The following is a 21,028-nucleotide window of genomic DNA, read 5'->3' as shown; positions in this document are numbered from 1 at the left end:
GGCTACCCTTGGGCGATATAATCCTTCAGCGCCTCGTTTTCTGCGGCCGCCTGCTCCATGCGGTGCTTGACCACATCACCGATGGACATCATGCCGACAAGCTTTCCGTCGTCCACCACCGGTACGTGGCGGATACGGCGCTCGGTCATCATCTTCATCAGCTCATAGATCGTGTCATCCTTCGAGCAGGTAACAACCGCTTTGGTCATCAGCGTGGATACATCATCCGCCAGCACACCACCGCCCCGAATGGCGATACCGCGCACAACGTCACGTTCTGACATGATGCCGCAAATCTTGTCGCCATCCGTGATTGGAATGGCACCGATGCGCCGCTCTCCCAGAAGTTTGGCAACTTCCATCACGGTACAACCGCGCTCAAGCGCGATGATATCATTGCCTTTTTGGGAAAGAATTTGGCCAACATTCATATAGCGTCTCCCTCGTCTTAGGCCCGTCATTGGCTGTTCGGGCTACGGTAATTCAAGATACTCGGGTAAACAGGCCTTTATTATGCCCCTTTTATGGGTTTGAAGCAAAAGAGATTACGCCGTCGCTATTGTTAAAAGTTGGCTTAAAAGTCAGGCTATCCTTTTCTGCACGCTGCGGTTACGTTACAACTGCATTGGGGAAATTGATTTTGAGGGCAGCGGAGCGAAGCAGCGTATGCGGTAGAAATAACCGCAACGGGGGAGTGTGATGTCGCGTATTTTTTTCAAAAAGGAAGGACAGAAACCATCTGTCTTTGCCACGCTTGGGCTGATCACTGGCTGTCTGGCCCTTCTTGCCCTGATTGCTGCAGGACCGCTTTACCGTATCGGCCTGTTTGGTGATCCGGTAGCAGACCCCAGCCTTTATGAGCTGCAGTTCAAGATCATCACCGTGGCCTTCCGCCTGATGCTGGTAGCCGCCGGTTTCACCTTTTTGGGCCTTCTTCATGGCCGGTTCTCAAGCCGGGCGCGCACCAGCTGGCGCGGCATCACCGCCGCCATCCTTGTGGCCGTCATTGCCTGGCCGCTGGGGAATCTGTTCTACCGGGCGGAAAGCGCACCGGTCCTGCATGATATTTCCACTACCCTGGCTGAGCCACTGGCCTTTCGAACCCTGCCCGGCCGAACTTATGAAGTTTCAAGCCCCAGCGACATTCTGGGCAGCCGGCTTGAGCCCGGCTACACAGAGAAGCTCCACAGAGCTTATCCTGGCCTTGGCAGCACACCGCTTGGCGGAAGTGTGCCCGAGGCCACAGAACTGGCTGCGGACGTAGCCAATAAAATGGGCTGGGCCATTGTCTCCCAGGACCTTCAGGCCGGTCATATCGAAGCCATATACAGCAGCCCCTGGTTCGGCCTTCGAAGCTTCATCGTTATTGCCGTGCGCGAAAAAGACGCAGTGGCTTTTCTTGACATTCGCGCAGTTTCTGAGATGGGTCATACCGACTTTGGCATCAACGCAGATCTGATTGATGCCTATACATCGGCACTGCGCACGCGGGTAGGTTAGGCCCGCAGGGACACTGCGCGCGGCCCTATCGGAAAGCAGTCTAAATGAAAAGATTTCTGTTGATCATTGGCTCCGTCATAGCCCTCAGCGCTGTCGCCTATTGGTCGCTTTATGTCATGGGGCATATCGAAGGCGTTGAATTGTCTGGCCATGGCGTCGCGGCGATGGTGGTCGGGCTTGGTTTCACCATTTTGATCGGCTTCGGCCTGATGGCGCTTATTTTCTTCTCAAACAAGCATGGGCATGACGAAGCCGTCCATAACCTGTATATGTCTACCCACTCGTCAAACGACGATAATGAGAATTCATAAACAGGCAAATGGGACATAGCGGTGACCGATAAGGATTTTAACGCAAGCTGGGAAGATTTCTGGGCCCTGGTGCAGGATGTCTGGACCAACGGGCTATATGGCGTGGACGTGGGCCAGATTGTCATCGCGACTGGCATTTTTCTTATTTTCCTGCTGTTCCGGAACCTTTTCACCCGGCTGGTTTTGAACAGGGTCTCCAAGTGGGCCGCTAAAACGAGGAACACCCTGGATGACAGTGTAATCGAGGCGGTCGAAGCCCCTGTCCGCTTCGTGCCCGTTGTGCTGGGCCTTTTCTTCGCCACAGCCTATCTGGAACTTGATCCTGATTCCTCCAATGTGGCCTCGAACCTGAACAAATCGCTGATCGCCTTCGTGATCTTCTGGTCGCTCTACCGGGCGGCAGGGCCTGTGGGCGAGTTGTTGCAGCGGGCCGACAAATATCTGACCGTGTCGATGATCCAGTGGCTTTCGAAGGCCATTCGGGCCGCTTTCGCCATCATTGGCGGCGCCACAATTCTTGAAATCTGGGGTATCCAGGTTGGGCCGCTGATCGCCGGCCTCGGCCTCTTCGGTGTGGCAGTGGCGCTTGGCGCACAGGATCTTTTCAAGAACCTGATCGCCGGGCTTTTTGTCATTGGCGAACGCCGCTTTCACCCCGGCGACTGGGTTCTGGTGAAGGGCATCGTCGAAGGCACGGTCGAGCATATCGGCTTCCGCACGACCACGATCCGCCGGTTCGACAAGGCGCCAGTTTATGTGCCCAACACGAAACTGTCCGACCACGCGGTCACAAACTTTTCCCGCATGACCTTCCGCCGAATCAAATGGGTGATCGGTCTTGAGTATGGCAGCACGTCTGCCCAGCTCAGCCAGGTGCGCGACAGCATCGAACGATACATTCTCGAGAGCCCGGACTTCGTGCAGCCTGACGAGACCGCAACATTCGTACGTATCGACCAATTCTCCGGCAGTTCCATCGATATCCTGCTGTATGCCTTTACCCGCACGACCGACTGGCTTCAGTGGCTGGCCATCAAGGAAAAGCTGTTGCTGGAAATCAAGAAAATCGTTGAAGACGCGGGTACGGGCTTTGCATTCCCCAGCCGCTCACTATATATCGAGGCCATGCCGGGCGAGTTCGAAGCCGCCCCAACCGACCAGTTGCAAGTCGCAGCCCAGTCACAAGGAACCAAAGCATGACCTTGACCGTGAAAACGCTGGACGAAGAGCGCCGCCGCGCGGCCATCCGCACCATCCCGCAGCCATCGGACCTGAATGTGAATGGCAACATCTTTGGTGGCTGGGTGCTTTCCCAGATGGACCTCGCGGGTGCAGATGCCGCCAGCCGGATCGCGGGTGGACCGGTTGCGACTGTGGCGATCGACGGCATGAAGTTTCACCAGCCGATTGAGCTTGGCGATGTGATCAGCATCTATGCCGATATTGAAAAGACCGGGCGTACATCCGTGACCGTAAAGCTGGACGTTTATGCCGAACGCGGCGTGGAACGCACGCTCCACCAGGTGACGGAAGGACGTTATATATTTGTCGCTATCGACAAAGATGGACGCCCTACCCCGCTTCGGAACGCAGAATAATAGCCTGCTGCTTATTGCGCTGCCGCATCGCCGCTGCCGACTTTCACGCCTGATTTATCAAGCTCGGCCGTACAATATTGGGCAACTGTGTCCAGAAAAGTGCGGTTTTCCGGGCTGAGTTCATTGCGCGAAAGTTGTGCCGAAAGCTCCAGATAGCGCGAAAAATCCAGCCGTTTCTTGAATTCCGTCACTGTGCATTCACACAAGGGCTTGCAGGTTTCTTCGCCAAAACCCGGCACGCATTCAGACAAGCAGCGCTGACGATCAAGATCCAGAAGCTCCTGCGGAATTTCGGTCGATTGCGCATGCACTGCACCGCCCGCCATGAAAACAAGGGCTGCTGACACCAGTCTGAGGTTGCGTTTCAAAGCCGTCTCCTACACATTCTTTTTACCGGAAAGCCTCTCGACAGTGGCTTGCGGCGATCCCATATTGCGCTTGTAACATCTCGCGCTCACATATGCGCATTAGAACTGATTAAAAGAGACAAGAAAATGGCAAAAGCGACTTTTGGTGGTGGGTGTTTCTGGGGTGTGGAAGAAATCTTCCGCACAATGGACGGCGTAACCGGCACACGTGTGGGCTATATGGGCGGCGCAAAAGACAATCCATCCTATGAGGATGTCTGCACCGACAGAACAGGCCACGCTGAAGTGGTCCAGGTCGAATTCGACCCGGCCAAGATCGACTATGGCACGCTGGTGGATGTGTTTTTCGACAATCACAACCCAACAGAGCTGAACCGTCAGGGCCCGGATGTGGGCACCCAGTACCGCTCTGCCATCTTCTATCATGACGATGACCAGAAAAAGGTCGGCGAGGAAAAGAAAGCCGCGCTGATTGCTTCAGGCCGCTTCAAGCGCCCGGTCGTGACCACGCTTGAAAAGGCAGACACCTTCTGGGAAGCGGAAGAATATCACCAGCAGTATCTGGCCAAACGCGGGCTTTCGAGCTGCCACATCTAACACTCCGCAGCACATGCTGAAATAACGGAAACGAGGGGCCATCATGGCCCCTCCTGGTATCGAGTATTCTTTCATGGAAGCCTTCTTCATTTCCACCCTGTCAGTCGCGATTGCTGAAATCGGTGACAAGACCCAGCTGCTGTCCCTTGTTCTGGCCGCGCGCTACCGGAAGGCAACGCCCATCATCATGGGCATCCTGATCGCCACGCTGGTCAATCACGGTCTTTCCGTGCTTCTAGGGGCCTGGCTCGCGGACCTAGTGCCCGCAGATACTCTCCGCTGGATCATCGGTGTTTCCTTCATCGTGCTGGGGCTATGGCTGCTGATTCCCGACAAGGCCGATGACGACGAGGCCCAGTTCAAGGGCATGGGGGCCTTCACAGCCACGCTGCTCTTGTTCTTCCTGGCCGAAATAGGCGACAAAACCCAGGTTGCGACTGTTGTATTGGCGGGAAAATACGCTTCGGGCCTGTTGGTCACCATGGGCACCACAATCGGCATGCTTGCCGCCAACGTGCCTGTGGTTCTTATGGGCAAGAAGGCAATGGCTGCCATGCCGCTCAAGACCATTCATCTGGTTGCTTGCGGCCTGTTTGTGCTTATCGGTATCGGAACGATCGCCTTCTCTGGCTAACTGCTTAGCGCGCCAGCACTTTGGGCTCGAGAAAGCGTGTGGCCCATTCGCCAATATCAAGGTCAGGGGGCGCAAGCTCCGTGGCTTTTTTATAGGCCTGCTCGACCTCATCTTCCCGGTCACCCTGGCGACTAAGGAATTCGGCCATCATGGCCCAGGGTTCGAAATTGCCAGGCTCAAGCTCAATCGCACGGTCGAACGCCTCTTCTGCAAGCGTCGTGTCACCCGCACTATAGAAAAGGAAGCAGCCATAGGCCCGCCAGGCTTGGCTGTCTTCGCTATCAAGCTCCAGCGCCCGTTCATAATGGGCAATGGCTGCGTCTTCGCGCCCGATGGCATAGCGCACCAGCCCGATATCACAGTCGGTCGTTGTGCACTCGCTTTCCTTGGTGGATGCCTGCAGAAGCGCCTCTTCAGCGGCCTCAAGGTCACCCAGGTCATACAGAAGCACTTCGCCCAAAGTGTGCCAGGCATAGTGGTCGTCCGGCGCGAGCTCCACAGCCTTTTGCAGCTCCACAAGCGCGGCTGACGGGTCATCGGACATATAGCGGAGCACCTGGCCATAAAGCACACGGCAATAGGCACTGTCCGGGTCGCGCTCCACCAGGCGTTTCGCATGCACAGCCACCAGATCCGGTCGGTACAGGCGGAAAATCCCCATCCACACGATATCCGTCAGCACATCGATGCTGCCAGGTGAAAGCTCCAGCGCGCGCGAAAGGGCCTGCCAGGTCTCACCCACATCCGATTCGGTCATCAGAAGCAGGCGGCCAAGCCGCGCCCAGGCGAAACCGTAATCGGGGCTGATGCGAATAGCCTGCCGGAAATGATATTCCGCCGCTTCCGCGTCTTCCTTATGCTCGAAATTCAGGGCGCCCAGCATGGCGTGGGCCCAGTCATAATCCGGGTCCAGCTCGATGGCCTTCTTGAACCAGGCCTCGGCCTCATCCATTTTTCCGGCGCCGTGGTAAAGCGCCTGGCCCATATGGGTTGCCACCCACGGGCTGTCGTGGGCGATCTCTGCCGCTTTGGCAAGAAAACCAATGCCTTCCTCGACCTTGTCGAGAACTTCCCAATGCAGCCACCCAAGGCGGGCCAGCACATCGAAGTCCTGCGGGTCGATCTCAAGCGCTTTCTGATACACCTCAACCGCCCGCTTGGGGTCCCCAAGTGCCGCCTGATACAGCATCCCCAGCTGGCGGTAGACGACGGGGTCATCCGGCACCAGATCCACCAGCTTCTGGTAGGCGCGCAGGGCTTTGCGTGGCCGGTTCATCTGTTCCTCGTAAAGCGTGGCCAGCGCATAAAGCGTAGGCACGTCCTGCGGCTCAAGCGCTTCGGCCCGCAACAAGGCTTCCTCTGCTTTCTTAGGACGGTCTCCCATTTCCATGCGCACAAAGCCAAGGTGGAAATGAGCCCACTGATAGTCAGGCCACAGCTTCACTGCGGCAGCAAGCTCCGCTTCCGCACCTTTGAGGTCTTCGCTCTGCCGGTACAGCGACCAGCCAAGCCAACCGCGATAATAGCATTCGCCCGGATCAAGCGCGATCGCGCGCCGGAGCATGCTCTGCCCCTCTTTCACCCGGCCCATGAAATCCGCCAGCATGATACCAAGCTTGCCCCAGGCCCAATCATCTGTCGGGTCTTCTTCAATTGCACGGCGGAAGGCTGTTTCGGCTTCCGCATACTGGTGCAGGTTCACGCTCAGGAGATGCCCATACTGGGACCAGGCCCAGGTATCCGACGGGTCGATCTGAAGCATGGTTTCCCAGGCTTCCTTGGCAGTCGCCCAGTCTTCCCGGGCCTCTGCGGCGCGGGCTTCACTGATCAGCCGCTCCTTGCCGTCTGCGGGCGCCATGTGCGGCAGGGACAGGTTGCGTTCGCGACGGGTTTTGTTGGGCGCCACAGTCGCGCGTTCGCCCAGGCTGGTCTGCGCATCCGCAGCCTGTTGATCCTCAGGGTCAAACGCCTGCGCCTTATCGTAAGCTTCCGAGGCCTCCCCGCGCCTTCCGGGCAGTACCGACAGAACATCGCCCAGCATATGCCAGCCCGCAGCCGACTTGGGCGTGATTTTCAAGACCGCGCGCGCCGTTGTTTCCGCCTGCGCGAATTCCCCCGTCGCCAGCTGGTGAGCAGCAAGCGCCAGAAATTCTTTTGCGGTCGTGTTGATGTCGAGAAGTTCTGCCATAAGACAATGGGCTTTACCGGCAGACCGCTAAAAACTCTAGCGAAATCTGCCGCCGGGATAGATGCCTGGATAGATTAGGAAAACTGAAAAGGCTTCAGGCCGCGCGGGCGTCCTTCTGGCAATCGGCGCAAACGCCGTGCAGTTCAAGGGTTTGCCTGCTGATTTTGAAGCCTGCGTCCTTGGCAGCACCTGTCACGGCCTGACCAAGCGCGTCGGACGTGACCTCACGCACATTTTCGCACTTGTCGCAAATCAGGAACTGGCTGACATGGTCATCTCCCGGATGCGGGCATCCGATATAGGCGTTCAGCGATTCGATCTTGTGCACCAGGCCCTCTTCCATCAGGAAATCAAGCGCGCGGTACACGGTCGGTGGCTTCGCAGAGCCCCCTTCAGTCGCCAGTTGGTCCAGAAGATCATAGGCTTTCACGGCCTTATGGCCCTGCCAGATCATCTTCAGGATGCGGCGGCGCAGATCGGTGAAACGCGAGCCATGCTCTGCGCAGACGCGCTCAGCCTCTGCGAGGGCATCGTCGATGCAAATGCTATGATCGTGGTGTGTATGGGCCACTGTTTTCCCCTGTTTTTTGTCTTCCTGACATCTTAACCATATCCGGGCCGGGTTTCCAGCCCGGACATGACGTTAAGGTTTGTCAATTAGCTACTCTTTTTTACCCAGAAGCGAAAGCGCCGCTGTGGTCATGGCCTCCACACCGCCCTTGATGGTGGGCTCGGCGTCTGGAGCAAAAAAGGCCGAATGCAGGCTTGGCAGCTTTTTCTCACCTTTTTCTGCTGCTTTAAAATCTGCCTCCGGCACGCCGCCCAGCCAGAAAATCAGACTCGGTATCTTTTCTTCCGTGCGGCTATAGAGCGCGAAATCCTCTGCCCCCATCACCGGCGTCAGCACATGCACCCGGTCTTCGCCCAGCGCATCCGAGAGCGTATCGAAAACCGCACCCGTCATATCCGGGTCGTTATAAGTCGCTGGCGTGCTCTCGCTGACGGTCATGGTTGGCCACATGTCTTCCGGCAGCCCCACAGACAGCGCCTGCGCGTTGGCGATCCGCTGGATACCGTCCAGAAGTCGTTTCCTGACATCATCCTTATAAGACCGCACGGTCATCTGCAGATGCGCACTGTTGGAGATAATATTATGTTTGGTGCCAGCATGGATCGACCCCACGGTCACCACAGCCGCATCAAGGGGCGAGGTTTCGCGTGACACCAGTGTCTGCAGCGCCACCACAATCTGCGCCGCCAACACCACCGGGTCCTTCGTGGTGTGCGGATAGGCGCCGTGGCCACCAACACCCTTTATGGCCAGGTCAACCGTGTCCACGTTTGCGAGCGCATAGCCCTTCGCCATGCCAACATCGCCCGCCTTCATCCCAGCGCTGACATGAAGCGCGATATTATGGTCCGGCTTCGGAAACTTGCTGAACAGGCCTTCTTCAATCATGGCTTCTGCCCCAAGCACACGCTCTTCCGCGGGCTGGCCGATCATCACAAGCGTCCCTGACCATTGGTCTTTCATGGCCGCCAAGCGTCGCGCGGTGCCGATGAGGCTGGTCATGTGTATATCATGGCCGCACGCATGCATCACAGGCACGGTCTTGCCCTTGTCGTCCACCGTTGTGACGGTACTGGCGTATGGCAGGCCGGTTTGTTCGGCAACCGGCAGGGCATCCATGTCCGCACGGATCATCAGCGTCGGTCCTTCACCGTTCCTCATAACCCCCACTACGCCAAAACCGCCGACATTTTCTGTCACATCGAAACCGGCGGCGCGAAGTTCGCCTGCAATGCGCGCCGCGGTCTTTTCTTCCTGCAACGAAATTTCAGGGTTCAGGTGAAGGTGGGTATAAAGCGCCTTCAGATAGTCATAGTCCGCGCCGATGGCATCGGTCAGGTCGCTTGCGAAAACAGGGGCGTTCAGACAGGCCGCAAGCGCGGTGCCCATGATGATTTTTTTCATTTTGTATCCTCCCAGATAGCTAGGAAGATACAATGATTTCAGGGGCTGGCAAGCCAGAAACGGGTCAGGCGAGACCACTGCCTTTCGGCGCAAGCGTCACATGGCGGTGAATGGCAACCGAAAGGATCAGCCCGTAGGCGATCATCCACGTCAGCATGGCTGACCCGCCATAGGAAATCATTGGCAGCGGCACGCCCACAACCGGCATCAGGCCCATCACCATGGCCACATTGATCATCACGTAAAGAAAGAGCGTGATCGACAGCCCGCCCGCCATAAGGCGCCCGAACTGGCTGCGACACCCAAGCCCCATCAACAGCCCGTATCCCAGAACGATGCCATACAGCACCAGGGTGATCGACGCGCCAATAAGGCCGAATTCCTCTGCCAGCACCGTAAAGATGAAATCGGTTTTCATTTCAGGCAGAAAGTTGAGCTGGCTTTGCGTGCCTTCAAGAAAGCCCTTGCCGGTCATACCGCCTGAGCCCAGCGCGATCTTCGACTGGGTAATCTGGTAGCCCGCGCCCAGTGGGTCTGCTTCCGGATTCAGGAAGGTCAGCACCCGGTCTTTCTGATAGTCCCGCATGAACTGCCACACGATCGGTATGGCCGCTGAAACCGCCACGCCTGCCGCAATGAACAGCCAGGCTGGCAGGCCCGCCAAAAACAGGATGGCCATGCCGCCCATCACAATCATCAGGGCTGTACCAAGGTCTGGCTGGCGGTACACCAGCGCCACCGGGATCAGCATCAGCATCGCAGGCACAAACAAGGACCTGAGGCTGCGGCTTTGGTCATAGTTCCGGCCGTGGAAATAGCGGGCGAGCGCCATGACGACTGCGATTTTCATCAGTTCCGACGGCTGCAGTCGCATAAAACCAATGTCCAGCCAGCGCTGGCCGCCCATTCCGGTTGAGCCTATCACTTCTACCGCCAGGAGAAGTCCGAGCCCGATGGCCCAGGCCGGATAGGCAAAGGCCATCCAGTACCGGATATCAATAACCGCGATGATCAGCATCAGCACAAGGGCGCCAGCAAAGCGGGCCGCCTGGCGCGAGGCCCATGGGTCCCAGTCGCCACCCGCGACAGAATACAGCATGGCAAAACCGATGCAGGCGATCATGCAATTGATCAACACCATGCCCCAGTTCAGGCTGAGAAGCCTCTGCAGCGGGTTCTTGTCCACCCGGCGAGGACCAAACATGCGTGCAGTACCCATCAGGCCTCTCCCTCTTCCGGTAGATTCGGCTCTTCCGGCGACTTCTGTTTCATGAGCGCAAGCGCCTTGTCCATGACGGCGCGCGCTATGGGCGCCGCCACAGAAGATCCACCACCACCGTGCTGCACCAGCATGCCAATGGCGACTTGCGGGTCGTCAACCGGCGAATACCCGATAAAGAGCGCATGGTCACGCATGGCCCATGGCAGCTCATCATTATCGCGCACGCCTTCCTGGTGTTCGCTTTCACTGATGCGGCGCACCTGTGCCGTGCCGGTTTTGCCTGCCTGTGTCGGGGCGGATTTCGAGCGTCTGTAATCGTGCGCGGTGCCGCCGACTTCCATCACCATCTCCATGCCGCGGCGGGCGATGCGCATATGAAGCGGGTTGGCGTCCATGGCCGCAAACGACGTATCCGGCGCGTCTGTCTCCAGATCCTTGCTCACGAGCGACGGCTCCAACTTGTAGCCCGATGCGAGCCGCGCCGTCATCACCGCCAGCTGCAGCGGCGTTGCCAGCAGGGCACCCTGGCCGATAGACACATTCAGCGTCTCACCGCCGTGCCAAGGCTCGTTCCTCACCGCGCGTTTCCAGGCGGGGTCCGGCACCAGGCCTTCCTTTTCACCGTCTATACCCAGGTCGAACCGTTGCCCCAGGCCAAAGCGACGCAACATATCGGCTATGGCTTCGATATTCAGTTCTTCCGCAATCTTGTAGAAATAGACGTCGCAGCTGTTGGAAATAGCGCCCTTGAGGTCCAGCTTGCCGTGGCCTCCCCGCTTCCAGCAGCGGAAGGTGCGGTTGCCGAAACGGTGTCTGCCGTTGCAGTAATGTTCTGTATCTTCCTTGACCACGCCTTGCTCAAGCGCTGCCAGCGCAATGATCGGCTTAACCGTTGAGCCCGGCGGGTAAAGGCCGGAAACAGCCTTGTTGATGAGCGGCTTCCTTGGGTCTTTCAACAGAGCCTGCCAGTTCTCGGTGCTGATGCCGCGCGTAAACTCGTTGGGGTCAAACGACGGCGTGGACGCGAGCGACAGGATCTCCCCTGTTTTGGCGTTCATCACAACAGCGCCAGCTGCTTCCTCACCCAACTGTTCCATAACGAATTTCTGCAGGTCAATATCAAGTGTCAGTTGCAGGTCATTGCCCGCTTGCGCTTCCTGCCGTGGGGGCAGTTCCCGAATTTCACGGCCCACGGCATTCACTTCAACGCGGCGAGTTCCTGCAGACCCCCGCAGGCGGCTTTCATAGCGGCGCTCAAGCCCCTGCCTGCCTACCTTGAAGCCAGGTAGCTGATAGAGAGGGTTCGCCGTGACTTCCTCTTCACCGGGGCTGGCCAGATAGCCAATCAAATGCGCGATCTCATTGCCGCTGGGGTAGAAACGCGACAGGCCCGCATCCGTCACCACGCCGGGCAGGTCAGGTACCGCCACATTGACGCGGGCGAAGGTGCGCCAGTCCAGACCCTGGGCCACGGTGATGGGCACGAATTTGCGCTGACGTTTTATCTGGCGTTCAAGGCGCGCGATACGGCGTTCGTCCAGCTTTACGACACGGCCGATTTTCTCAAGCGTGCTGGCGATCTCATCGGCCTGCTCAGGGATCATGAAAACGCGGAAGTCCGGGCGGTTGGTGGCCAGCTTGCGGCGGTTGCGATCAAAAATTTCGCCACGTTCCGGTGCGATCAAGCGAAGCGCCACCCTGTTCTTCTCGGCGCGCAGCTTGTATTTCTCGCCCTGCACAACGGACAGATAGTAAAGCCTGCCGCCAAGGGCGGTCAGCACCAGCCCCTGCGCCCCTGCAAGCAGAAGCGCGCGCCTGCTGAATACCTGGTATCTAAGGCCCTCTCTAGCCATCCTTACATCGCTGCCCGTCTAAGACGCCCAAGTACAAACCCAACGGGCGCATAGGAAAAGGCAGTGATCACCCACTGCAGCGCCAGCGGCTCGGGTGGCAGCATTGTGCCATAAACCAGCGAGATCAGCAGCCAGGACAAAAGATAGAGGCCAAACGACAGAACAGCAAAGATGACCCAATGCACAAGACGGCTGCGGCCCTTATAGTGCTTGAGCTGGTTGAGAACGAAAAGACGTGTCAGCAGCAGAAGGACCATGTTCAGCCCCATGGGCACGTCCAGCCACAGATCCAGGAAGAAGCCAAGCACTGCGCAGGCGCCATATGGCATCAGGATTGGGCGCGAAGACAACCAGTAAAAAACGCCAATCAGCACAAGGTTCGGCATAGCGATGTTGGCCGCCCCCGTCCCCAGTGGCAGCATCATCAGGATAACCATGACAAAACAGGCGATCAGCGGCACAAAGCCGGCGAAACCGAAGGATGCCATGGCGGGACGGCGTGCTGCGTTCATCAGTTACCCTCCCCTGGTGCTTCTGGTTGGGTCGCCTCTTCGGGCACTGGCTCATAGGCCATCACCCGCACATAATCGAGCTTGCCAAGAAGGCCAAGCGGCTCAAGCAATACGAAATCGTCCACCACGTCCACCACCCGCGCCACAGGCAGGTCAGGTGGGAATGCGCCGCCATGGCCGGATGTCAGCAAACGGTCACCCTCCTTCACCTGCACGCCCTGCGGCAGGAAGCGAAGCCTTAGGAGGCTTTCGTTCTGGCCCTCTGCAATCGCCAGATCACCCGTGCGCTCAAGCCGCACCGGCACCCGGCTGTTGATATCTGTCAGAAGCAGCACCCGGCTGGTCCAGCGGCCCACCTGGATCACGCGGCCCACGACGCCGGTCTCGTCCACCACCGGGCTGCCGCGCTTGACGTCGTCCGCGGACCCTGCACCGATCAAAACGCTGCGCTCGAACGCGCCACCGCCAACGCCGATCACCCTTGTGGTAGCAGCAGGTGGCACTTCGCGGCCTGGCACCTTCAGCATGCCGCGAAGGCGTTCGTTCTCGCGGCTCAACTGCATCGCGGCTTCCCGCCACTGCCTAAGCCGGTCGTTTTCATCCCGCAGGGTTTCATTTTCAAGATAGATGTCAGACACGCCGGCGATACGTTCAAGGCCCGCCTGGACGGCGCGAATGGGCTGCTCCAGCACCCGAAGCACTGGGGCCACAACATCATTGGCATAGGCACGGATCTGGTGTGGTACGCCAGAGCCCACCCATTCAAATGTCAGAAGCGCTATGGCGACCAGCATATACGGCCAAAACCCACCCTTCGCCTTGCCACCACGGCGAAAGCGAGGGGATGAAGACAGGTTAGCGGAGTGCAGTGTCGGACTCAGCGTTCAACCTCCCGGGGGTTTGGCACGGTGCCATGGCCCGCTCAGGGCCGGTTAATAGCTTTCGGTCAGGACAAGGCGCAGGGTTGGGTCCTCAAGCGCGCGGCCGGTACCCAGAGCAACACATGTCAGCGGCTCTTCCGCAATGGTCACCGGCAAGCCGGTTGCCTTGCGGATCACTGTATCCAGGTCCTTCAGCATGCCGCCACCGCCGGTCAGGACAACGCCGCGGTCAACGATATCGGCTGCAAGCTCCGGCGCCGTTTGTTCAAGCGCAACCTTTACGCCTTCCACAATCTGGCTCACTGGCTCAGACAGGGCTTCGGCAACCTGAAGCTGGTTCACCTCAAGCTCTTTCGGTACGCCGTTCATCAGGTCACGCCCCTTGATGGTCATGGTCATGCCCACACCGTCTTCCGGCACCAGCGCCGTACCGATTTCCTTCTTGATGCGCTCAGCCGTGGCCTCACCAATCAGAAGGTTATGGTTACGGCGAATATAAGCGATCAGGGCTTCGTCCATCTTGTCGCCGCCCACGCGGACGCTGGTGGCAAACACGATGCCGGACAAGGAAAGAACGGCCACCTCGGTGGTACCGCCGCCGATGTCCACAACCATGGAACCTTGTGGTTCGGTTACCGGCAGGCCTGCGCCGATTGCGGCAGCCATTGGCTCGTCGATCAGGTAAACCTTGCGAGCACCTGCTTGCTCAGCCGATTCCTGAATGGCCTTGCGCTCAACCGCTGTGGAGCCGGACGGCACGCACACAACAACCTGCGGGCTAGCGAAAGAGCGGTTATGCACTTTCTGGATAAAGTGTTTGATCATCTGTTCAGCTACGTGGAAGTCGGCGATCACACCGTCACGCAGTGGGCGAATGGCCTGAATGCCAGAAGGCGTCCGGCCCAGCATCAGCTTGGCTTCATCGCCAACAGCCAGCACACGGTCGCGCCCGTGTTCACTTTTGATCGCAACAACCGAAGGTTCGTTCAGCACGATACCCCGGCCCTTCACGTAAACAAGTGTGTTTGCGGTACCAAGATCAATCGCCATATCTGACGAAAACATGCCGAGCAGCTTTGATAGCATTTAACCCTCTTATCCTGAAAGCTTGACTGAATTTTTGACCCTACGTGAAGACACCCGTCATCACGCAGGCATAAAAGCGGTTATGGGCCAGATATGGGTAAATCACAAGAGGCTAGACGCAAGATAGTCCCATATTTTGCTTTTTTTTGGCACCAAACAGCCCAGATCCGCAAAATGTGGCCTAAGTCAGTAAAATTGTAGGCTTTTTTGCATACCTCAAGAGGGGAACCTCACACCCGGTTATGCCCAACCGGCAACCACAAAAATGCTGAAAATGACATTATTGAGCATATGCAGACCTATCGCGGCATAAATGCTGGCGGTACGTTCATAAACATATCCGAGTCCGGCACCGATTATGAAATAGAGTGGCAGCAAGATGAGGCTGCCGTGAATAGCCGCGAAAACAAGCGCAGCCACTGTGATTGCGCTCCAAGCCGGTATCCTGCGCCTCAGTGCTGACTGGAGATAGCCCCGAAAGACAACCTCTTCAATGATGGGCGCCACAAACGAAGCCAGCAAAAACATCAATATGGTCGCGGCCGCTGCGCCGGTTGCAGCCGCCTGATCGAATATCTGTTCGGCACCGCCCCTGGGCATGGACCCCGGCATGCCCCCTTCAAGCGCAGTGGCATATAGCCCGGCAAGAACCCGGGTCATGAGAAACACCCCCAGGATCAGAACCACCGTTTGCCCCCGGTCCAGCCTGCTGGGCCTGAGCCCGATCTGGGACGCGAATGTCGGCCCGAAACGGCCCATGTCCGCCCGAACCCAAAGGTAGGTCACCAAGCTGCTGAGGCCAAGGCTCATCGCCATGACCAGCGGCATGTTCTGGCTTGCCAGACTGGGAATATCGTAAGCCACGCCGACAAACTCGAACAAAACACTGACCAGGATACCGATAAAAAACTGGCTGCCAAAAAGCACAGCAAAGGCGCCGAACCCGCGCCGCACGGTCAGCTGATAGGGCATTTCACCGCTGGCACCACGGCGCTTCGGTTCTGCCCTTACGTATTCAGACATGTCTGCAGGCGTTGCATCTGCAACCGTTTCCACCTGCATTACTCGCCCCCCCTTTTTGGCCCCTTTTTCGGCTCTGCGAAAAATGATGCGAAACATTAATAACTCTAAGCCAAAGTGACAACACGAATATGCGCAACCGACGAGCGCAGAAAAAAAGGGCGCCACCTGGACGCCCTTTGCGACATTACAGATGCCTGCCCACAGGCTATTTCGCTGCGACCACCTTTGCGGCTTCGTCCGGCGCTTTCTTTTCGCGCTTGACCAGAAGCTTGTTCACCGCAGACACATAAGCCCGCGCGGCGGCTGTAACCGTATCTTCATGCGCGCCCTGCCCGTTCACCGTGCGCCCACCTTCTTCAAGGCGCACCGTACATTCCGCCTGCGCGTCCGTCCCCTGGGTGACTGCATGCACTTGGAAAAGCTGCAGGTGCGGCTCCATGCCGATCAGGTCCTTGATGGCGTTGAAGGCCGCGTCCACGGGGCCGGAGCCATAGGTGACTGTCTTGGCCTTTTCGCCGTCGATCGCCATGGTGAGGTTGGCGACAGCTTCGCCGTTCGACGAGCTATAGGTATTCAGGCTGATCACCTGCATGCGGTTGGCCCAGGTGGCAACCTCATCATCCACAAGGGCAATGATATCCTCGTCATAGATGTTCTTTTTGCGGTCCCCGAGTTCCTTGAAGCGGCGGAAACATTCCTGGAAGGCGTTGTCGCCAAGCTCGTAGCCCAGGTCCTTCAGCTTGTCGGCGAAGGCGTGGCGGCCGGAGTGCTTGCCCATCGTCAGCACAGACTTGGTCACGCCCACCGATTCCGGCGTCATGATCTCATAGGTCTCTGCAGCTTTCAGGACACCGTCCTGGTGGATACCGCTTTCGTGCGCGAACGCGTTGGCGCCCACAATGGCCTTGTTGTTCTGAACCGTAAAGCCGGTCACGGTGGAGACGAGCTTACTGGCCCGCATGATCTCTTCCGTTTTGATGCGCGTGTGGTAAGGCAGCGCATCACCGCGCACCTTCAGCGCCATCACGATCTCTTCCATCGCGGCATTCCCGGCACGTTCGCCGATGCCATTGATGGTGCACTCCACCTGGCGCGCGCCGCCCGCCACACCGGCGAGCGAGTTGGCGACCGCAAGCCCAAGGTCATTATGGCAGTGGGTGGAAAAGATCGCCTTGTCCGAATTCGGCACGCGTTCAATCACGGCCTTGAACATGTCCATATATTCCTGCGGCGTGGCGTAACCCACAGTATCCGGCAGGTTGATGGTGGTGGCCCCCGCCTTGATCGCGGTCTCGACCGCTCGGCAAAGGAAATCGATTTCAGTGCGCGTCGCATCCTCGGCCGACCATTCCACGTCGTTGGTGAAGGTGCAGGCGCGGGAAACAGAGGCATGGATCGCCTCAATCACCGCCTCTGGTTCCATCTGCAGCTTCACTTTCATATGAAGCGGGCTGGTGGCGATGAAGGTGTGGATACGGCCGGAATTGGCGGGCTTGATGGCCTCGCCGGCGCGGTCGATATCGCCAAGGGCGGCGCGGGCAAGCGAACAGACAGTGCTGTCCTTGATCTCTTTCGCAATGCGGTTCACGCATTCGAAATCGCCGTTTGATGCTATGGCGAAACCGGCCTCGATCACATCGACGCGCATATTTTCCAGCACGCGGGCGATCTGCAGTTTCTCTTCCAGGGTCATGGATGCGCCGGGCGATTGCTCGCCGTCGCGCAAAGTGGTGTCAAATATTCGCACACGGTTTGCTTCACTGTGTGACATGGCATTATTCCCGATATTTCTAGTAACGATCTGAATGAATGACTTCAGCTGGCATTACCCTTAAGCATCCGAGCACGAAAATGTGCCACAGCTTGCGATGCTCAAGGGCCGATAAGTCGACCCGCACCAAGGAGCGATAGACCAGCGAGTAGGAGGGTAATCAGGAGGCCGGAAGAAAGAATGACGCGCGTGAAATCAGCCGGCGCCGCTTTGGAAATGGCGATGGCTTTTGCCTGTCTCTTTTGTGGTGTCCGACCGTTCATCCGTCTTAGACCCCTTGCAAATCCTGTATATCCGGGCGTTTTTGCCCGAGAAATTTAGGAGTATCATATTATTTTATAATCGCAAGAGGCAAATTTGGGAAATTTTATTTCAATTGGTAACAGGCGAAACTATTCTTTGTTGCTGAGCCAACTGCCTGCCACGTCCAGTTCATAGTCTTGCTCGTCGCACCATTCACCCTTGACGAACGTGCGCTTCAGGTGCACCGGGCCGACCGGTTTGAAGCCCAAGCGCTCCAGCACCCGGCCCGAAGCCGGGTTGCGCACATCAATATCGGCAGAGAATTTGACGACCTGCAGGGGCTTCACAAGCGCGGGCAGCAAAGCCCTCAGTGCTTCGGTCATATAGCCCTTGCCCTGCCCATTGGTGCTGAGCGAATAGCCGATACGGACATGGCCTGTTCCTTCTGGCGTCACACCATTGCCCACGCCGATGTCACCGATGGCAAGGCCTGTTGCCTTCTCCTCGATCATCAGCTGGTGGTACCGGCCTTCCGGGAACGGCTCAAGCGCCGCCTGCTCGCGGCAGAATTTCTCGGCGCGGTCAATGGCAAAGGGATAGTCCCACAGCGTATAGCGCGCCACCTCCGCGTCATTGCGCCAGCCGTGGAACGCCACCGCATCATCCTCGCGAAACGAGCGGAGGATCAGACGATCGGTTGATATCGGGAGAATGTCTGTCATCCACCTAGTTAAATCTTACTCGTAATGTTTTGGGACGCAACCGCGCGTCCAGCTTTCTGCAGGCGGTTTTCTCACCTTCACATACCAAAGTGAAATCTGTCTGCAGAGGGTCCTCATGACTCTCAGCCTTCGTTATCGACGTGCAGGCTACTGCGGGATGGGCAGGGTGACCGGGAAGCGTTATATACCAACTATTTGGGCTTAACTGCTGGATGCCAGTGTCGCTTTCTTCGAAGTAAAGGAGAAATTCGTCGCTCGGCATCCGACCGCCACCGTCCAAAGCGTGTGCATATGCCATTGCCTCGCCAACAGTTGCATAGCCCTTACCGCACAGCACACTACCTTCGGCGGTATCAGCTGTAGCGGAAAACATAAGTATGAAAATCAGAATATTCAAAAGCCCCCTCCTCGTGATTTTCGAAAGCAAATCGCGGACGGGCTAAGATTGCAACAAAAAAGGCGACCGACATGCGATCGCCTTCCTCTAACCGTCGCTCACTAGCTTAGAAATTTACGAGCAGCCCTGCCTTGATGCGGTAGGTGGCCTCGCCCGCGGGCTTGGCATAGTCTGCGCCGATGCGGAACGACAAGAGGTCACTGAACTGGTGCTCAACACCCGCGCCGAAGCGCACGTCATCGGCACTGGTGGAACCCACCACCCCGATGGTCTCATAGCTCACGTTCATATAGCCGATGGAGCCATAGACCATATTCTGGTCGTCGTCGCCGAAAACGATCCCGGCAATGCCTGTGATGTCCCATTCGCCGCCGAAGTCGCCAACAGCGCCTTCAATGTCGCGCGTGCCTTCCACATGGCTGCCATAGCTGCCCTCAACGCCCACAACAACATAAGGCACCGGTTCCATACGGTAGCCGATCACGCCGCCCACCAGCACCGACTGGTCACTGACGTCGACCGAGCTTTCAATGCCGCCGTATAGACCACTAAAGTCACCGGCGAAAGCCGACGGTGCAAATGCCAGCGCTGCCGACAGGGATAGACCTGCCATCGTGAATTTATTCATGGGATGCTCCTGTTGTCCTCGAAACCGGGGGAGCCCTAGCAGCTCTGCCTGACCCAGTAAATCGATCTTTCCCTGATACGCCTGTTTCAAGGCAAAAAAAGGGCGACCCCAGGAGTGGGCCGCCCATGAACTCTACTGGAGAGCAGTCTAAGGGGATTAGTTCATCCTAGTTGAAGTAAAGTCCTTCGCTTCGCTCAGTGTACTTTCCTTCAGGGAAACTATGGCGTTAAACAGGCTTGAAGCGCTTCCGCGCCTGTTTAACCAATATGTCTGGGCAGGATTTCGTCCCTCAGATTCCGAAATCCTGCAAATCCGTCTGCAGAGCCGCCTCAAAGACGGATTTGGCAATTTGGAACCGGATCAAAGTACACCGAGCCGCAAGGCGAGGGACTTTGGTCCGACGTCTTAGTTTTTCGCCTTGTCGACCAACTGGCCCTCTTTCATCCACGGCATCATGCCACGGAGCTTGGTGCCAACTTCCTCGATCGGGTGACGCTGGGCGAGGCCACGATGGGCCTTCAGCTCAGGGTTACCGGCGGCGTTATCCAGCATAAAGTCCTTCACGAAGCGGCCTTGCTGGATGTCTTCCAGAACGCGCTTCATTTCGGCCTTCGTCTCAGCGGTGATGATGCGTGGGCCGGTTTTATAGTCGCCGTATTCGGCAGTGTTCGAGATGGAGTAACGCATGTTGGCGATACCACCCTCATAGATCAGGTCCACGATCAGTTTCACTTCATGCAGGCACTCGAAATATGCCATCTCAGGCGCATAGCCTGCTTCAGTGAGCGTCTCAAAGCCCGCCTTGATCAGCTCAGACACGCCGCCACACAGAACGGCCTGCTCGCCGAACAGATCGGTTTCGCACTCTTCGCGGAAATTGGTTTCAATGATGCCCGAGCGGCCACCACCGATGGCGGACGCGTATGAAAGGCAGAGGTCATGGGCTTTGCCCGATGCGTCCTGATGCACAGCAATCAGGCACGGCACGCCCTTGCCTGCAGCATACTGGCTACGAACCGTATGGCCTGGGCCTTTTGGCGCAACCATGATCACGTCCAGGTCTTCCCGTGGCTCGATAAGGGCAAAGTGGATATTGAGGCCGTGGGCGAACATCAGCGCCGCGCCCTGTTTCATGTTGGCATGCAGCTCGTCACGGTAGATAGCGGCCTGATGCTCGTCCGGTGCCAGAACCATCACCATATCGGCCTCTTTGGCGGCCTCTGTTGCCGTCATGCATTCAAAGCCGGCGGCTTCTGCCTTCTTGCGCGTGGACGAGCCTTCCCTGAGCGCCACGATCACACGGGATACACCGCTGTCGCGCAGGTTGCCTGCATGGGCATGGCCCTGGCTGCCGTAACCAACGATCGCAACCGTCTTGTCCTTCACCAGATTAACATCAGCATCACTATCAAAATAAACTCGCATCTCACTATCCTTTTGGTGGGCGTGCGCCCGTCAAAACATATCTCATTCTAAAAGTCGTCATTCGCCGACTTGATCGGCGAATCTATTGATTCAC

At 57.6% G+C, this 21,028-nt stretch carries 22 protein-coding genes; 6 read left to right on the top strand and 16 right to left on the bottom strand.

Annotated elements, in window-relative coordinates; all coding sequences use genetic code 11:
• Nucleotides 1-2: 2 nt before the first annotated feature.
• Entirely contained in the window at nucleotides 3-431 is a 429-nt protein-coding gene (locus KORM41_RS21400; RefSeq protein WP_068153442.1) for a CBS domain-containing protein, read from the bottom strand.
• A gap of 268 nt (nucleotides 432-699) precedes the next feature.
• Between KORM41_RS21400 and KORM41_RS21395 the strand changes: the two genes are divergently transcribed.
• The 4 genes from KORM41_RS21395 to KORM41_RS21380 are packed head-to-tail and all read left to right on the top strand — an operon-like array spanning nucleotide 700 to nucleotide 3,409.
• The gene (locus tag KORM41_RS21395; RefSeq protein WP_068153440.1) at nucleotides 700-1,500 is read left to right on the top strand and encodes a DUF1499 domain-containing protein; all 801 of its coding nucleotides are present in this window, start codon (nucleotides 700-702) and stop codon (nucleotides 1,498-1,500) included.
• Nucleotides 1,501-1,544: 44 nt separating this feature from the next.
• A complete protein-coding gene (locus KORM41_RS21390) occupies nucleotides 1,545-1,811 on the top strand; it encodes a hypothetical protein (RefSeq protein WP_068153437.1) in 267 nt (88 codons plus the stop codon).
• Between the two features lie 21 nt (nucleotides 1,812-1,832).
• Entirely contained in the window at nucleotides 1,833-3,011 is a 1,179-nt protein-coding gene (locus KORM41_RS21385; protein WP_068153435.1) for a mechanosensitive ion channel family protein, read from the top strand.
• Complete coding sequence (locus KORM41_RS21380) at nucleotides 3,008-3,409, top strand: acyl-CoA thioesterase (RefSeq protein WP_068153432.1); 402 nt, start codon at nucleotides 3,008-3,010, stop codon at nucleotides 3,407-3,409. Before KORM41_RS21385 ends, KORM41_RS21380 begins: the two co-directional genes overlap by 4 nt.
• An 11-nt stretch (nucleotides 3,410-3,420) precedes the next feature.
• On the opposite strand, the gene KORM41_RS21375 is transcribed toward KORM41_RS21380, so the two are convergent.
• Nucleotides 3,421-3,777, bottom strand: a complete 357-nt coding sequence (locus KORM41_RS21375; protein WP_068153429.1) for a hypothetical protein — start codon at nucleotides 3,775-3,777, stop codon at nucleotides 3,421-3,423.
• A 126-nt stretch (nucleotides 3,778-3,903) separates the two neighbouring features.
• Between KORM41_RS21375 and msrA the strand changes: the two genes are divergently transcribed.
• Together msrA and KORM41_RS21365 are read left to right on the top strand one after the other, a co-directional pair.
• Nucleotides 3,904-4,374: a peptide-methionine (S)-S-oxide reductase MsrA gene (gene msrA, locus KORM41_RS21370; protein WP_068153425.1), complete on the top strand. Its 471-nt coding sequence runs from the start codon at nucleotides 3,904-3,906 to the stop codon at nucleotides 4,372-4,374.
• 43 nt (nucleotides 4,375-4,417) lie between these two features.
• Nucleotides 4,418-5,008, top strand: coding sequence for a TMEM165/GDT1 family protein (locus KORM41_RS21365; protein WP_231727365.1), 591 nt, complete (start codon nucleotides 4,418-4,420; stop codon nucleotides 5,006-5,008).
• Nucleotides 5,009-5,012: 4 nt separating this feature from the next.
• Here KORM41_RS21365 and KORM41_RS21360 read toward each other — a convergent pair whose 3' ends face one another.
• From KORM41_RS21360 to ilvC, 14 genes are all read right to left on the bottom strand, one after another.
• Nucleotides 5,013-7,196 (bottom strand): tetratricopeptide repeat protein, encoded by a 2,184-nt coding sequence (locus KORM41_RS21360; protein ID WP_068153423.1) that lies wholly within the window; start codon nucleotides 7,194-7,196, stop codon nucleotides 5,013-5,015.
• Nucleotides 7,197-7,290: 94 nt separating this feature from the next.
• Nucleotides 7,291-7,767: a transcriptional repressor gene (locus KORM41_RS21355; RefSeq protein WP_068153420.1), complete on the bottom strand. Its 477-nt coding sequence runs from the start codon at nucleotides 7,765-7,767 to the stop codon at nucleotides 7,291-7,293.
• 90 nt (nucleotides 7,768-7,857) lie between these two features.
• Nucleotides 7,858-9,171, bottom strand: a complete 1,314-nt coding sequence (locus KORM41_RS21350) for an amidohydrolase (protein ID WP_068153419.1) — start codon at nucleotides 9,169-9,171, stop codon at nucleotides 7,858-7,860.
• Nucleotides 9,172-9,235: 64 nt separating this feature from the next.
• A complete protein-coding gene (gene rodA / locus KORM41_RS21345; protein WP_082720124.1) occupies nucleotides 9,236-10,390 on the bottom strand; it encodes a rod shape-determining protein RodA in 1,155 nt (384 codons plus the stop codon).
• Nucleotides 10,390-12,246 (bottom strand): penicillin-binding protein 2, encoded by a 1,857-nt coding sequence (gene mrdA / locus KORM41_RS21340; RefSeq protein ID WP_068153417.1) that lies wholly within the window; start codon nucleotides 12,244-12,246, stop codon nucleotides 10,390-10,392. The genes rodA and mrdA overlap by 1 nt, the downstream gene beginning before the upstream one ends.
• Before the next feature lie 2 nt (nucleotides 12,247-12,248).
• Nucleotides 12,249-12,758 carry a hypothetical protein gene (locus KORM41_RS21335; RefSeq protein WP_068153413.1) on the bottom strand — a complete coding sequence of 170 codons (510 nt, stop codon included), beginning with the start codon at nucleotides 12,756-12,758 and terminating at the stop codon, nucleotides 12,249-12,251.
• The gene (gene mreC, locus KORM41_RS21330) at nucleotides 12,758-13,552 is read right to left on the bottom strand and encodes a rod shape-determining protein MreC (RefSeq protein ID WP_068153408.1); all 795 of its coding nucleotides are present in this window, start codon (nucleotides 13,550-13,552) and stop codon (nucleotides 12,758-12,760) included. Before mreC ends, KORM41_RS21335 begins: the two co-directional genes overlap by 1 nt.
• Nucleotides 13,553-13,690: 138 nt before the next feature.
• Nucleotides 13,691-14,725 carry a rod shape-determining protein gene (locus tag KORM41_RS21325; protein ID WP_068153403.1) on the bottom strand — a complete coding sequence of 345 codons (1,035 nt, stop codon included), beginning with the start codon at nucleotides 14,723-14,725 and terminating at the stop codon, nucleotides 13,691-13,693.
• Nucleotides 14,726-14,965: 240 nt separating this feature from the next.
• The gene (locus KORM41_RS21320; RefSeq protein WP_068153401.1) at nucleotides 14,966-15,787 is read right to left on the bottom strand and encodes a CPBP family intramembrane glutamic endopeptidase; all 822 of its coding nucleotides are present in this window, start codon (nucleotides 15,785-15,787) and stop codon (nucleotides 14,966-14,968) included.
• A 166-nt stretch (nucleotides 15,788-15,953) separates the two neighbouring features.
• Nucleotides 15,954-17,519 (bottom strand): 2-isopropylmalate synthase, encoded by a 1,566-nt coding sequence (locus tag KORM41_RS21315; RefSeq protein WP_068153399.1) that lies wholly within the window; start codon nucleotides 17,517-17,519, stop codon nucleotides 15,954-15,956.
• Nucleotides 17,520-17,911: 392 nt separating this feature from the next.
• Nucleotides 17,912-18,484: a GNAT family N-acetyltransferase gene (locus KORM41_RS21310; protein WP_068153397.1), complete on the bottom strand. Its 573-nt coding sequence runs from the start codon at nucleotides 18,482-18,484 to the stop codon at nucleotides 17,912-17,914.
• A 4-nt stretch (nucleotides 18,485-18,488) separates the two neighbouring features.
• Nucleotides 18,489-18,881: a hypothetical protein gene (locus KORM41_RS21305; protein WP_068153394.1), complete on the bottom strand. Its 393-nt coding sequence runs from the start codon at nucleotides 18,879-18,881 to the stop codon at nucleotides 18,489-18,491.
• Nucleotides 18,882-18,987: 106 nt separating this feature from the next.
• The gene (locus KORM41_RS21300) at nucleotides 18,988-19,509 is read right to left on the bottom strand and encodes an outer membrane beta-barrel protein (protein ID WP_068153391.1); all 522 of its coding nucleotides are present in this window, start codon (nucleotides 19,507-19,509) and stop codon (nucleotides 18,988-18,990) included.
• A 405-nt stretch (nucleotides 19,510-19,914) separates the two neighbouring features.
• Nucleotides 19,915-20,934, bottom strand: a complete 1,020-nt coding sequence (ilvC, locus tag KORM41_RS21290; RefSeq protein WP_068153386.1) for a ketol-acid reductoisomerase — start codon at nucleotides 20,932-20,934, stop codon at nucleotides 19,915-19,917.
• Nucleotides 20,935-21,028: the final 94 nt, after the last annotated feature.

The sequence above is a fragment of the Kordiimonas lipolytica genome, from assembly GCF_001550065.1.
The sequence above is the reverse complement of the archived record's forward strand: the minus strand, read 5'-3'. Positions and strand labels throughout refer to the sequence as shown.